Here is a 14472-nt window from a genome sequence, read left to right on the forward strand (position 1 = left end):
AATGAGTGAAAAAGGCTTTAAATACAGTATTTTAGCATCAGGTTCCAGTGGAAATTCCTTTTATCTGGAAACCCCAAAAAAGAAAATCTTAGTGGATGCAGGCTTGTCTGGTAAGAAAATCACCAGTCTTTTGAGCGAAATCAATCGTAAGCCAGAAGATTTGGATGCTATTTTGATTACGCATGAACATTCAGATCATATTCATGGAGTTGGTGTATTGGCTCGCAAATATGGTATGGACCTTTACGCCAATGAAAAAACCTGGCAGGCTATGGAAAATAGCAAGTACCTCGGTAAGGTGGATTCATCGCAGAAGCATATTTTTGAAATGGGTAAAACCAAAACCTTTGGCGATATTGATATTGAGAGTTTTGGGGTTAGCCATGATGCGGTAGCACCCCAGTTTTACCGCTTTATGAAAGATGACAAGAGCTTTGTCATGCTGACCGATACAGGTTACGTCAGTGACCGTATGGCAGGAATTGTCGAAAATGCAGACGGTTATCTCATCGAGTCCAACCACGACGTAGAAATCTTGCGAGCAGGATCTTACGCTTGGCGTCTTAAACAGAGAATTCTATCGGATCTCGGTCACCTCTCTAACGAGGATGGTGCTGAGGCCATGATTCGTGCAATGGGAAATCGAACCAAGAAAATCTACCTCGGGCATTTGTCCAAAGAGAACAATATCAAGGAGCTGGCTCATATGACCATGGTTAACCAGCTAGCACAGGCTGATCTGGGAGTAGGAGTAGACTTTAAAGTTTACGACACCTCCCCAGATACAGCAACACCACTGACAGAGATATAAAAAAAGGAAGGCGAGTGCCTTCTTTTTTTATATTTTTTACAATCCTGCAAATTCTTTGATTTCTTGTGCGGACATGGAAGAGTCGCAACGGACATTGATTTGTCCATCCGCAATGTGAACAAAGCCTGGTACTGTTGGGATTCCGTAGCGTGAGCGGAATGCTTGCAACTCATTGAGTTGGCTTGCTTCTTCACTGTTGATGAAGTAGATGTGCGCTTTTGTCTCAGCTACGACACCAGCCAATGTACCTGCAAATTTACGGCAGTAAGGGCAAGTTTTGCGACCGATAAAGAAAGTTGCAGTTTCTTTTTTATCAAGAGCTTCTTGCGCACGCGCTACTGTAGTGACTTCAAGGTCTTTAATATTTTCTAAAAATTGTTCCATGAGTTTACCTCGCTTTCATTGATATGTCTAGTATGCCACAAAGTTCCTAAAATTGCTTAGATTTGATACGAAAAAAAGATGAGACTAGTTTATCTCATCTTTATAGAGTGCTATTTCACAAACGCATTGATTTCCGCTTCGATGTTAGCAATCTTAGCTTGTGAATCTTCGTTGCTTTCACCCACAACGGCAATGTAGAACTTGATTTTTGGTTCAGTACCAGAAGGGCGAACAGCAATCCATGAACCGTCAGCAAGTGTGTATTTCAATACATCACTTGGAGGAGTAGTCAAAGTTGTCACAGTACCATCTGTAGCAGTAGAAGTTTGTGCTTTGAAGTCTTCTACAACAGTGATAGCTGTTGTGTTCCATTCTTTTGGAGCATTGTTACGGAATTTAGCCATAATCGCTTTGATTTGTTCTGCACCATCGACACCAGAAAGGGTAACAGAGATGGTCTTTTCAGCGTAGTAGCCGTACTCTTTGTAGATTTCTTCGATACCATCAGCAAGTGTCAAACCACGTGAACGGTAGTAAGCAGCAAGCTCAGCAACGACAAGAACGGCTTGGATAGCATCTTTATCACGTACGAATGGCTTAATCAAGTAACCGAAGCTTTCTTCAAATCCCATCATGTAGGTGTGATTGTGTTTTTCTTCGAATTCTTGGATTTTTTCAGCGATAAATTTGAAACCTGTCAAGACGTTGAACATAGTTGCGCCGTAGCTTTCAGCAATCTTCGTTACCAAGTCAGTTGATACGATGGATTTGCAGAGAGCAGCATTTTCAGGAAGGGTTCCAGCACTCTTATGAGCTTCCAAGATGTATTTAGCCATGATAGCACCGATTTGGTTACCTGAAAGGTTGAGGTAGCTACCATCTTTTTGAAGAACTTCAACACCCACGCGGTCAGCGTCTGGATCAGTTGCCACAAGAACATCAGCACCAACTTGACGGCCGAGTTCTTCAGCAAGGGCGAAGGCTGCTTGGTTTTCTGGGTTTGGAGATTTTACAGTTGAGAAGTCTGGGTCAGCAGTTGCTTGCGCTTCAACAACTTGAACTGAGTCAAATCCTGCTTGGGCAAGAGCACGACGGGCCAACATTTCACCAGTACCATGAAGTGGTGTGTAGACAATCTTCATGTCTTTACCGAATTCTTCAATCAAGGTTGGGTTGATGTTTACGTCTTTAACTTCTTTAAGGTATTCTGCATCAACAGCTTCGCCAATGACTTCAATCAAGCCAGAAGCTTTTTCAGCTTCTACATCAGCAACTTCAACTGTAAATGGGTTTTCGATAGCACGGATGTAAGTAGTCAAAGCGTCCGCGTCATGTGGAGGCATTTGCCCACCGTCTTCACCGTAAACCTTGTAACCGTTAAATGGTGCAGGGTTGTGACTGGCAGTAATCATGATACCTGCGAAACAGTTGAGGTGACGAACTGCAAATGACAGTTCTGGAGTTGGACGAAGGCTTTCAAATACGTAAGATTTGATACCGTGTTTAGCAAGAACTGCAGCAGATTCAAAGGCAAACTCAGGTGAGAAGTGACGGCTATCGTAGGCAATTGCCACACCACGTTCTTTTTCGTTTCCACCTTTTGACTCAATCAAACGAGCCAATCCTTCAGTTGCTTGACGAACAACATAGATGTTGATGCGGTTTGTACCTGCACCGATCAAGCCGCGCATACCTGCAGTACCAAATTCAAGATTGGTGTAGAAAGCATCTTCTTTTGTTTTTTCGTCCATGTTTTCTAAATCTTGACGAAGATAGTCGGGAAGGCCGGCAAAATCGACCCATTTTTGATAATTTTCTTGGTAAGTCATAGAGCATCTCCTTTGTTTATTTACTTTAATCGCTTTCATTATATCACGATTTGACATTTTAGTAAAACGTTAGCATAACTTAAAATGTAGGAAATTTACTTTTATTTCATTGTAGAAGAACAGCCCAATACGCTTTCTAATGAAAAAGAAGATGAATAGTTCGGGTTTATGACTCAAACTTTTTTCATTGCAATTGTGCAAAAGAGAAAAAGATAGTAAAATGGATGTATGATTATTTTACAAGCTAATAAAATTGAACGATCTTTTGCTGGTGAGGTTCTCTTTGAACATATCAACCTGCAAGTAGATGAACGAGATCGGATTGCCCTTGTTGGGAAGAATGGAGCGGGTAAGTCTACTCTTTTAAAGATTTTAGTTGGAGAAGAGGAGCCAACTAGTGGAGAAATCAATAAGAAAAAAGATATCTCTCTGTCTTACCTAGCCCAAGATAGCCGTTTTGAGTCTGAAAATACCATTTATGATGAAATGCTCCATGTCTTTGATGATCTACGCCGTACGGAGAAACAACTGCGTCAGATGGAGTTGGAGATGGGTGAAAAGTTTGGTGAAGATCTAGATAAACTGATGGCGGATTATGATCGTTTATCAGAGAATTTCCGTCAGGCTGGTGGCTTTACCTACGAAGCTGATATCCGCGCTATCTTGAATGGTTTCAAGTTTGACGAGTCTATGTGGCAGATGAAAATTGCCGAGCTTTCTGGTGGTCAAAATACTCGTCTGGCGCTGGCCAAAATGCTCCTTGAAAAGCCCAATCTCTTGGTCTTGGACGAGCCGACCAACCACTTGGATATTGAAACCATTGCCTGGTTGGAAAATTACCTAGTAAATTATAGCGGTGCACTCATTATTGTCAGCCACGACCGTTACTTTTTGGACAAGGTTGCGACGGTTACACTGGATTTGACCAAGCATTCTTTGGATTGCTATGTGGGAAATTATTCTCGTTTTGTTGAGTTAAAGGAACAAAAACTAGCTACTGAAGCAAAAAACTATGAAAAGCAACAGAAGGAAATTGCAGCTCTGGAAGACTTTGTCAATCGCAATCTAGTCCGAGCTTCAACAACTAAACGTGCTCAATCTCGCCGTAAACAACTAGAAAAAATGGAGCGTTTGGACAAACCTGAAGCTGGTAAGAAATCAGCCAATATGACCTTCCAGTCTGAAAAAACATCTGGTAATATCGTCTTGACTGTTGAAAATGCAGCTATTGGCTATGATGGGGAAATATTGTCAGAACCTATCAACCTAGACCTTCGTAAGATGAACGCTGTTGCGATTGTCGGACCAAATGGTATTGGGAAATCAACCTTTATCAAGTCTATTGTGGACCAGATTCCTTTTATCAAGGGAGAAAAGCGATTTGGGGCCAATGTTGAGGTTGGCTACTATGATCAGACTCAAAGTAAGCTAACACCAAGTAATACTGTTCTGGATGAACTTTGGAATGATTTTAAACTGACACCTGAAGTTGAAATCCGCAACCGCCTTGGTGCCTTCCTCTTCTCTGGTGATGATGTTAAAAAATCAGTTGGCATGCTGTCAGGTGGCGAGAAAGCTCGTTTACTGCTTGCCAAACTTTCAATGGAAAACAACAATTTATTGATTCTTGACGAGCCAACCAACCATTTGGATATTGATAGCAAGGAAGTGTTAGAAAATGCCCTGATTGACTTTGATGGGACCTTGCTCTTTGTCAGCCACGACCGTTACTTTATCAATCGTGTAGCCACTCATGTTTTGGAATTGTCCGAGAATGGTTCGACCCTCTATCTAGGAGATTATGACTACTATGTTGAGAAGAAAGCAGAAGTAGAAGCGAGCCAGACAGAGGAAGCTTCAATGAGTAATCAAGCAAAAGAAGCAAGCCCAGCTAATGACTACCAGGCACAAAAAGAAAGTCAAAAAGAAGCCCGCAAGCTCATGCGTCAAATCGAGAGTTTGGAGGCTGAGATCGAAGAGTTAGAAAGTCAAAGCCAAGCTATTTCTGAACAAATGCTGGAAACCAACGATGCTGAAAAACTCATGGAATTGCAGGCTGAACTGGACAAAATCAGCCATCGTCAAGAAGAGGCTATGCTTGAGTGGGAAGAATTATCGGAGCAGGTGTAAGAAATGGAACATCTTGGAAAGGTATTTCGTGAATTTCGAACAAGTGGAAAGTATTCCTTAAAAGAGGCGGCGGGTGAATCATGTTCAACCTCTCAGTTATCTCGCTTCGAGCTTGGGGAGTCTGATCTAGCAGTTTCTCGTTTCTTTGAAATTTTGGACAATATTCATGTGACTATTGAAAATTTCATGGATAAGGCTAGGGATTTTCAAAATCATGAACATGTTGCCTTAATGGCACAGATTATTCCGCTTTACTACTCAAATGATATTGCGGGTTTTCAAAAGCTTCAAAAGGAACAGCTTGAGAAAGCAAAGAGTTCGACCAATCCCCTCTATTTTGAGCTGAATTGGATTCTGCTACAAGGTCTGATTTGTCAAAGAGATGCTCATTACACGATGAGTCAGAGTGATTTGGAAAAGGTAGCAGATTATCTTTTTCAAACAGAAGAATGGACTATGTATGAGTTGATTCTTTTCGGTAATCTCTATACTTTCTACAATGTGGACTATGTAGCTCGGATTGGCAGAGAAGTCATGGAGCGGGAAGAGTACTACAAGGAAATTGGTCGGCATCGAAAACTTGTTTTGATTTTAGCTCTCAACTGTTACCAGCATTGTTTGGAAAACCATTCCTTTACGGATGCGGACTATTTTGAGAGCTATGTGGAGAAGTTGATTGGAAATGGTATCAAGCTTTATGAGCGCAATATCTTCCATTATCTCAAAGGTTTCGCCCTCTACCAGAGAGACTTGAAAGAAGAAGGTTGTAGTCAGATGCAGGAAGCCATGCATATTTTTGAAGTGCTTGGACTTCCAGAGCAAGTGGCTTACTATCAGGAACATTATGAAAAATTTGTAAATGCTTAAATTTCCCAAATAAGGGAAAAATAAAGAGACTCCTTTCAGTTTTGATACAATAGTTTCAAAATTTGAGAGGAGCTTTTTATATGAATCGACATGCAATCCAGTTGATTAGTCGTGGGGCTATTAATAAGATAGGAAATATGCTCTATGATTATGGAAACAGTGTTTGGCTGGCATCAATGGGAACGATAGGACAGACTGTTCTTGGGATTTATCAGATTTCTGAACTCGTCACATCGATTCTGGTCAATCCCTTTGGCGGAGTGATTTCAGACCGCTTTTCGCGTCGCAAAATTTTGATGACGACGGACTTGATTTGTGGCATTCTCTGTTTGGCTATTTCTTTCATAAGAAATGATGGCATGATGATTGCTGCTCTGATTTTTGCCAATATTGTTCAGGCGGTTGCCTTTGCATTTTCTCGTACAGCCAATAAAGCTATTATAACTGAGGTTGTAGAGAAAGACGATATTGTGACCTATAATGCTCGCTTAGAGCTCGTTTTGCAGGTTGTAGGCGTTAGCTCCCCTGTGCTTTCTTTCCTCGTTTTGCAATTCTCCAGTCTCCATATGACGCTCGTTTTAGATGCTATTAGTTTTTTCATCGCATTTACATTAGTAGCTTTCCTTCCCAAAAAAGAGACTCAGTTACAAGAGAAAAAGACTTTCAGCTGGAAAAATATTTTTGCTGATATGAAAGAAGGGATTCGCTATATTTGGCGCCAGCAAGAAATTTTTTTCCTTTTGTTAGTCGCTTCCAGTGTTAATTTCTTTTTTGCAGCTTTTGAATTTCTCCTCCCTTTTTCAAATCGACTATACGGGGTAGAAGGAGCTTATGCAATTATTTTGACTATGGGCGCTATTGGTTCGATTATCGGAGCTCTTCTAGCTAGCAAAATAAAGGCAGGTGTTTATAATCTTTTGATTCTATTGGCCTTGACTGGAGTTGGAGTATTTATGATGGGATTACCACTGCCAACTTTTCTTTCCTTTTCTGGAAATTTAGTTTGTGAACTGTTTATGACGATTTTTAATATTCACTTTTTTACTCAGGTGCAAACCAAGGTTGAGGGGGAATACTTGGGGAGAGTGCTAAGCACCATTTTTACCTTAGCCATTCTATTTATGCCGATTGCAAAAGGCTTTATGACAGTGCTACCAAGTGTACATCTCTCTTCTTTCCTGATAATTGGCAGCGGGGTTGTTGCCCTGTCTTGTTTATCCCTCGTTTATGTGCGAAGTCATTTTAAAAAAGAGTTATAATTTCTTTTTTTTAGAAAATATTTCACTACGAATCATTTTTCAGTCCTTCTCTATTGTGAGGAGGGCTTGCTTTGTGGTAAAATGGGATTATGAATGAAAGAATGAATGAGTTAGTTGCCTTGCTCAACCGCTATGCGACCGAGTACTATACGAGTGACAATCCCTCGGTGTCAGATAGCGAGTATGATCGTCTCTACCGAGAATTAGTCGAGTTGGAAGCTGCCTATCCAGATCAAGTTTTAGCGGACAGTCCGACCCATCGTGTTGGTGGTAAGGTTTTAGATGGTTTTGAAAAATACAGTCATCAGTATCCTCTTTATAGTTTGCAGGATGCTTTTTCACGTGAAGAGTTAGAGGCTTTTGATGCGCGTGTTCGAAAGGAATTACCCCATCCAATCTATATCTGTGAGCTGAAAATCGATGGTTTGTCTATCTCGCTAACGTATGAAAAGGGAATTTTGGTAGTCGGTGCGACACGTGGAGATGGATCTGTTGGTGAAAATATCACCGAAAATCTCAAGCGCGTCAAGGATATTCCTTTGACCTTGCCAGAAGAACTAGATATCACCGTTCGTGGAGAGTGTTATATGCCACGCGCTTCGTTTGATCAGGTCAACCAAGCTCGCCAAGAAAATGGGGAGCCTGAATTTGCCAATCCTCGTAACGCGGCAGCAGGCACCTTGCGTCAGTTTGATACAGCAGTAGTGGCCAAACGCAATCTTGCAACTTTCCTCTATCAAGAAGCCAGCCCTTCAACTCGCGACAGTCAAGAAAAAGTCTTGAAGCATCTTGAACAGCTTGGATTTGTAGTTAATCCTAAACGAATTCTGGCTGAAAGCATAGATGAGATATGGGATTTTATCCAAGAAGTTGGACAAGAACGGGATAATTTACCTTATGATATTGATGGAGTGGTGATCAAGGTCAATGACCTAGCAGGTCAAGAAGAGCTCGGTTTTACCGTTAAAGCGCCTAAGTGGGCAGTCGCCTATAAATTTCCCGCTGAAGAAAAAGAAGCTCAACTCCTTTCAGTTGACTGGACAGTAGGTCGTACGGGTGTTGTGACCCCAACTGCCAATCTAACTCCTGTTCAGCTTGCTGGCACAACTGTTAGCCGTGCAACCCTACACAATGTAGATTATATTGCTGAAAAGGATATCCGCAAAGATGATACAGTTATCGTTTATAAGGCGGGAGACATCATTCCTGCTGTTTTGCGTGTGGTAGAGTCTAAGCGTGTTTCTGAAGAAAAACTAGACATTCCGACTAATTGTCCAAGTTGTGACAGCCAGTTACTTCATTTCGAAGATGAGGTGGCCCTTCGTTGTATCAATCCTCGCTGTCCTGCCCAAATCATGGAAGGTTTGATTCACTTTGCCTCTCGAGATGCTATGAATATTACAGGACTTGGTCCATCTATCGTTGAAAAGCTTTTTGCTGCTAATCTGGTTAAGGATGTGGCGGATATTTATCGTTTGAAAGAAGAAGACTTCCTCCTTTTAGAAGGTGTCAAGGAAAAGTCTGCTTCTAAACTGTATCAAGCCATTCAAGCATCCAAGGAAAAGTCTGCTGAAAAGCTCTTGTTTGGTCTGGGAATTCGCCATGTCGGAAGCAAGGCTAGCCAACTCCTGCTCCAACACTTTCACTCTATTGAAAATCTGGCCCAAGCAGACCCAGAGGAAGTAGCAAGTATCGAAAGCTTAGGTAGTGTAATTGCCCAAAGTCTTCAGACTTATTTTGCAACAGAAGGGTCGAAGATTCTCTTAGACGAGTTGAAAGAAGCTGGAGTCAACCTGGATTACAAAGGACAGACAGTAGTAGCAGATGCGGCCTTGTCAGGTTTGACCGTTGTGCTAACGGGGAAATTGGAACGCCTCACGCGCTCTGAAGCCAAAAGTAAACTCGAAAGTCTGGGTGCCAAAGTCACAGGCAGTGTTTCTAAGAAAACGAACCTTGTCGTAGCAGGAGCAGATGCAGGAAGCAAGCTCCAAAAAGCACAAGAACTTGGTATCGAAGTTCGAGATGAGGCCTGGCTAGAAAGTTTGTAATCATGATAGAAGAAAGAAAACGAGCTCGTTTAATCTATAATCCCAGTTCAGGACAAGAAATTATCAAAGAAAACATTGCTGAAATACTGGATATATTAGAGAATATAGGCTACGAAACCAGTGCTTTTCAAACAAGCCCAGATCCTCTTTCTGCACAAAATGAAGCGGAAATAGTTGCAAAGGCTGGTTTTGATTTGATTATCGCTGCAGGAGGCGACGGTACGATTAATGAGGTGGTCAACGGTGTTGCTCCTCTTGAATATCGTCCCAAACTAGCTATCATCCCAACAGGCACAACCAATGACTATGCGCGTGCTCTCAAGATTCCACTTGGAGATCCCGTTAAGGCAGCAAAAATTATCGGACAAAATCAAACCATTCAAATGGATATTGGACGCGCTTTTGGCGATAAGTACTTTATCAATATTGCAGCAGCAGGTACCTTGACAGAGTTGACATATAGCGTACCCAGTGAAGTTAAGACACACCTAGGCTATTTTGCCTATGTCGCCAAAGGAATTGAAATGTTTCCTCAGACTAAGGTTCGGCCAGTGAAAATTACACATGATCAAGGAGTCTTCGAGGGAGAAGTCTCATTGATTTTTGTTGCCTTGACCAATTCAATTGGTGGTTTTGAGCAGTTAGCACCTGATACCAAGTTAGATGATGGCAATTTTACTCTGATTCTGGTGAAAACAGACAAGTTATTTGAGATGTTGGCTTTGTTAATACAGGCTCTAAATGGAGGTCAGCATGTGACGGATGTTAATATTGAATACCTTAAAACCAGCAAACTCCGTTTAGATGTCTTGGACGACGAAGAACCCTTTATGCTAAACCTAGATGGGGAATACGGTGGTGATACGCCAGTTGAACTTGAAGTTTGCCATAACCACATTGAATTTTTTGTCAATCGTAATGAAATTGCTGCTGAATCCATCAGCGCGGAAGAAAATGAATTAAATTAGAAATTAGGAAAAGAAATGTATAGATACCCTGTAGTCATCCATTTTCACCGAAAAAATGGGGATTATGCCGCTTGTTCATTCAGTAGAAAACAGGCGGATATTAAAGAAAATTTGTATTATGAAAATGACTATTTTGGAGCAAAATTCTCCTTTACAGTTACAAGTGCAGAAAGGCTCGATACTCTGACCTTTTCTGTCGAAATAGATGGAAAGACAAAAGACTATCTCCTACGGTTTAACCATTATCCACTGTTGACTGAGGTTTGGATTTTGGATGGTGATGAGACAGTCTATTATTCTGAAAATCCAGCCATTGCAAGTCCTTACTATAAAAATCAAAACCCGTTTGCTTTTGATAAAGCCTTTCACAGTGAAAGTTTTGATCATCATTGGGGATACCAAGGAGAGTTAGGTTATAGTATCTCAGACTACCAGACAAGCTTTAAACTCTGGGCTCCAACAGCTACAGCTGTCCAAGTGGTCGTTTATGAAAATACAAGTAACGACGCGCCGATTTGGAAAACCTTTAATCTTGAGCGTGGGAATAGCTATTCATATAGTCATAAGTACAATACCATTGGTGTTTGGAGTGTAGACTTGGATGAAAATCTTGCAGGTAAAGCCTATCAGTATCAGATTGAGTTTCCACACCACCAGACCTTGACACGAGATCCTTACACTATCGCTACAAGCCCTGACGGAAAACGTTCTGTCATCCTCTCTCAGCAAGATAGACAGGTAGAAGGGTTCGAAGTCAAACATGGGACAGACGCTCCTTGGCGTTTGGAAAACCCATGTAAAGCAGTTATTTGTGAGATGCACATTCGTGATTTCACAAAATCGCCGACATCTGGGGTTCCAGAAAACCTTCGAGGAACCTTCCTTGGGGCTGCTCAGACTGGAACGGTTAACCAGTATGGTCAAGCAACTGCCTTTGACTATATCAAAGAACTCGGCTGTAATTATGTTCAGCTCCAACCAATCTTTGATCGCCATAAGGAATATGATGAGGACGGAAATGTAACCTATAACTGGGGTTATGACCCTCAAAACTACAATGCGCCAGAACCAAGTTTCTCTAGTAACCCAGATGATCCTGGACAGGTTATTCGAGACCTCAAAGCCATGATTCAGGCTTATCATGATGCGGGAATCGGTGTCATTATGGATGTCGTTTACAACCATACCTTTTCAACGGTCGATGCACCTTTCCAAACAACTGTTCCTGATTATTACTATCGTATGAATCCAGATGGAACCTTCCAAAACGGCACAGGTGTAGGAAATGAAACCGCAAGCGAACACGAAATGTACCACAAGTATATGATTGACTCACTCCTTTATTGGGTGAAAGAATACAATATTGACGGCTTCCGTTTCGACTTGATGGGAATTCACGATGTTAAAACCATGCAGGCAATTCGCTGGGCGTTAGATGAAGTCGATCCGCGTATTCTCACTTATGGAGAAGGTTGGGATATGGGGACAGGTCTTGCACCTTATGACAAGGCCAAGAAGGATAATGCCTACCAGATGCCAAATATTGGATTTTTCAACGATGATCAGCGAGATGCCATCAAAGGAGGAGAAGTTTATGGCTCAATCAAGGCAGGATTTGTTAGCGGTGCAGCTACAGAACCGATTGTAGCCAAAGCTATTCTTGGTAGCCGAGAGTTGGGTTCATATCTTAGTCCAAACCAAGTCCTTAACTATGTGGAGGCCCATGATAATTACAACTTGCATGATTTGTTAGTAACCCTTCATCCAAATCACAGTTCAGATAAGATTATGCGCCAAGTTGAGACAGCAACAGCGATGAGCATTCTCATGCAAGGGATGTCCTTTATAGAGTTGGGGCAAGAATTTGGCCGCACTAAACTCCTTGCTACTGGTGAAAACGGCGAGCTGACTGAGGCAGATAGAGAACGGGCTATGAACAGCTACAATGCTCCAGATAGTGTCAACCAGGTCAACTGGGATTTAATCAATGAGAGACAAGAGAGCATTGAATTTATTCGCCAGATTATTCGCCTAAAAACACAGACCAGCGCCTTCTCCTATCCTACATATGAAGAAGTCTATCGCCATGTCTTCGTCCATACAGCTGCTGAAAATAGTGGGTGGATTGTTTACGAAATTCACGGTGGACCAGAGCACTTATTGGTAGTCTTTAATGCGAAAGGGACTTCCTTCTACTTTGAAAATGCAGGAAATCTTGAAATGCTGGTGTCTAATAGTCGTTCTAAAGAATCAAATGTGATTGATGATACCAGTGTCGTAGTCTTAAAAGTACTCTCGTAAATTAATGTTCTGAAAAGGTTTAGATTAACTAGACCTTTTTTGATTTTTATTGAAAAACCAATATCTAATAGGAATAAAATTCAAATAATTTGAAGAATCAAGTTTGTGAAAAAAATATCAATATTTTCACAAAAGGGTTGTAATTTTCTGAAAATTTGATAAAATAAGTTTTAATCATTTTCAGGAGGAAGAGAATTTGACAAATTATCAGAATTTAGTGAATGGAAAATGGAAATCATCAGAGAACGAGATTGCGATCTATTCTCCTATCAATCAAGAAAAACTAGGTACAGTACCCGCTATGAGCCAAGCTGAAGTAGATGAGGCTATGAAAGCTGCGCGTGCAGCTCTCCCAGCATGGCGTGATTTAGCACCAGTTGAGCGTGCAGCCTATTTGCATAAGACAGCAGATATTTTGGAACGTGATAAAGAAAAAATTGGTACAATTCTTGCCAAAGAGGTTGCAAAAGGGATTAAAGCAGCCATTGGGGAAGTAGTACGTACAGCAGATTTGATCCATTTTGCTGCTGAGGAAGGTCTCCGTATTACTGGACAAGCGATGGAAGGCGGCGGTTTTGAAGCTGCAAGTAAAAACAAACTAGCCGTTGTCCGTCGTGAGCCAGTTGGTGTTGTCTTAGCTATCGCGCCATTTAACTACCCAGTCAACCTTTCTGGATCCAAGATTGCTCCGGCTCTGATTGCAGGAAATGTCGTTATGTTTAAGCCACCAACGCAAGGATCTATTTCTGGTCTCTTGCTAGCTAAAGCTTTTGACGAAGCAGGAATCCCAGCAGGTGTCTTCAATACCATCACTGGACGAGGCTCTGAAATTGGGGATTATATCATTGAGCACAAAGAAGTCAACTTTATCAACTTTACAGGATCAACACCGATTGGGGAGCGTATCGGTCGTTTAGCTGGTATGCGCCCAATTATGCTGGAGCTTGGCGGGAAAGATGCAGCAATCGTTTTAGAAGATGCAGATTTAGAAAATGCAGCTAATCAAATCGTGAGTGGTGCATTTAGCTACTCTGGTCAGCGTTGTACCGCTATTAAACGTGTCTTAGTTGTAGAAAGCGTAGCAGACAAGTTAGCCGAATTGCTCCAGGCTAAAGTCGCTAAGCTAACAGTCGGTGATCCATTTGACAATGCTGATATCACACCTGTTGTTGACAATACTTCAGCTGATTTCATCTGGGACTTGATTGAAGATGCACAAGAAAAAGGTGCTAAGGCTCTTACACCAATCAAGCGTGAAGGCAATCTTCTCTGGCCAGTGCTTTTTGACCAAGTTACAAAAGATATGAAAGTGGCATGGGAAGAACCGTTTGGACCTGTTCTACCAATTATCCGTGTTGCAGATGCGAATGAAGCAGTAGCAATTGCCAATGAATCAGAGTTCGGTCTTCAATCCTCAGTCTTTACAAATGACTTTAAGAAGGCGTTTGAAATCGCTGAGAAACTTGAAGTGGGAACCGTTCATATTAATAATAAAACACAACGTGGACCAGATAATTTCCCATTCCTTGGTGTAAAAGGTTCTGGTGCAGGAGTGCAAGGAATTAAATATAGTATCGAAGCGATGACAAATGTTAAATCCATTGTATTTGATGTGAAATAATCTATAAAATCAGGAAATCTTCTTCCTGATTTTATTTTTTTCAAAAAACTTACTTACAAATTGATAAAAAACGAATGTTTTGGTATTATAATAAAAAATATATGGAAATTATTTATCATTCTATTTGCAAAGTATCATTTTTAAAATGCTAGGTAATTTTTTGAAGGCTTTCATAAAAAAATATGATTTTCTTCGTAAATTACTTGAAAGTTATCTCAAAAGAGTGTATAATAGAATTATAGAAAACGCTTACA

The 14472-nt window shown here is 41.2% G+C and carries 10 protein-coding genes; 8 read left to right on the forward strand and 2 right to left on the reverse strand.

Features of this window, described 5'->3' with window-relative positions; translation table 11 throughout:
* Nucleotide 1 precedes the first annotated feature (1 nt).
* The gene (locus ACVX3R_RS04605) at nt 2-811 is read left to right on the forward strand and encodes an MBL fold metallo-hydrolase (RefSeq protein ID WP_033585294.1); all 810 of its coding nucleotides are present in this window, start codon (nt 2-4) and stop codon (nt 809-811) included.
* A 36-nt stretch (nt 812-847) separates the two neighbouring features.
* Here the strand turns inward: ACVX3R_RS04605 and ACVX3R_RS04610 are convergent, their stop codons facing one another.
* Nucleotides 848-1195, reverse strand: coding sequence for a thioredoxin domain-containing protein (locus ACVX3R_RS04610; RefSeq protein ID WP_458795617.1), 348 nt, complete (start codon nt 1193-1195; stop codon nt 848-850).
* 110 nt (nt 1196-1305) lie between these two features.
* Nucleotides 1306-3024 carry a phospho-sugar mutase gene (locus ACVX3R_RS04615; protein WP_458795618.1) on the reverse strand — a complete coding sequence of 573 codons (1719 nt, stop codon included), beginning with the start codon at nt 3022-3024 and terminating at the stop codon, nt 1306-1308.
* Nucleotides 3025-3252: 228 nt separating this feature from the next.
* Here ACVX3R_RS04615 and ACVX3R_RS04620 point away from each other — a divergent pair, with 228 nt between their 5' ends.
* From ACVX3R_RS04620 to ACVX3R_RS04650, 7 genes are all read left to right on the forward strand, one after another.
* Nucleotides 3253-5154, forward strand: a complete 1902-nt coding sequence (locus tag ACVX3R_RS04620) for an ABC-F family ATP-binding cassette domain-containing protein (protein ID WP_458795619.1) — start codon at nt 3253-3255, stop codon at nt 5152-5154.
* A 3-nt stretch (nt 5155-5157) separates the two neighbouring features.
* Entirely contained in the window at nt 5158-6021 is an 864-nt protein-coding gene (locus tag ACVX3R_RS04625) for an Rgg family transcriptional regulator (protein WP_458795620.1), read from the forward strand.
* Between the two features lie 80 nt (nt 6022-6101).
* Nucleotides 6102-7280 (forward strand): MFS transporter, encoded by a 1179-nt coding sequence (locus ACVX3R_RS04630; RefSeq protein ID WP_458795621.1) that lies wholly within the window; start codon nt 6102-6104, stop codon nt 7278-7280.
* Nucleotides 7281-7369: 89 nt separating this feature from the next.
* Nucleotides 7370-9328, forward strand: coding sequence for an NAD-dependent DNA ligase LigA (gene ligA, locus ACVX3R_RS04635; RefSeq protein WP_458795622.1), 1959 nt, complete (start codon nt 7370-7372; stop codon nt 9326-9328).
* Between the two features lie 2 nt (nt 9329-9330).
* On the forward strand, nt 9331-10296 hold the full coding sequence (locus ACVX3R_RS04640; RefSeq protein ID WP_458795623.1) for a diacylglycerol kinase family lipid kinase: 966 nt from the start codon (nt 9331-9333) through the stop codon (nt 10294-10296).
* A gap of 15 nt (nt 10297-10311) precedes the next feature.
* The gene (gene pulA, locus ACVX3R_RS04645; RefSeq protein WP_458795624.1) at nt 10312-12597 is read left to right on the forward strand and encodes a type I pullulanase; all 2286 of its coding nucleotides are present in this window, start codon (nt 10312-10314) and stop codon (nt 12595-12597) included.
* Between the two features lie 196 nt (nt 12598-12793).
* Nucleotides 12794-14218 (forward strand): NADP-dependent glyceraldehyde-3-phosphate dehydrogenase, encoded by a 1425-nt coding sequence (locus ACVX3R_RS04650; protein ID WP_458795625.1) that lies wholly within the window; start codon nt 12794-12796, stop codon nt 14216-14218.
* Nucleotides 14219-14472: the final 254 nt, after the last annotated feature.

The organism is Streptococcus sp. 517s (genome assembly GCF_054445985.1).

Excerpts from the sequence above, each read along its gene's own strand:
- ACVX3R_RS04605 (WP_033585294.1), top strand. The coding sequence starts at position 2 with ATGAGTGAAAAAGGCTTTAAATACAGTATTTTAGCATCAGGTTCCAGT.
- ACVX3R_RS04610 (WP_458795617.1), bottom strand. The coding sequence starts at position 1,195 with ATGGAACAATTTTTAGAAAATATTAAAGACCTTGAAGTCACTACAGTA.
- ACVX3R_RS04615 (WP_458795618.1), bottom strand. The coding sequence starts at position 3,024 with ATGACTTACCAAGAAAATTATCAAAAATGGGTCGATTTTGCCGGCCTT.
- ACVX3R_RS04620 (WP_458795619.1), top strand. The coding sequence starts at position 3,253 with ATGATTATTTTACAAGCTAATAAAATTGAACGATCTTTTGCTGGTGAG.
- ACVX3R_RS04625 (WP_458795620.1), top strand. The coding sequence starts at position 5,158 with ATGGAACATCTTGGAAAGGTATTTCGTGAATTTCGAACAAGTGGAAAG.
- ACVX3R_RS04630 (WP_458795621.1), top strand. The coding sequence starts at position 6,102 with ATGAATCGACATGCAATCCAGTTGATTAGTCGTGGGGCTATTAATAAG.
- ligA (WP_458795622.1), top strand. The coding sequence starts at position 7,370 with ATGAATGAAAGAATGAATGAGTTAGTTGCCTTGCTCAACCGCTATGCG.
- ACVX3R_RS04640 (WP_458795623.1), top strand. The coding sequence starts at position 9,331 with ATGATAGAAGAAAGAAAACGAGCTCGTTTAATCTATAATCCCAGTTCA.
- pulA (WP_458795624.1), top strand. The coding sequence starts at position 10,312 with ATGTATAGATACCCTGTAGTCATCCATTTTCACCGAAAAAATGGGGAT.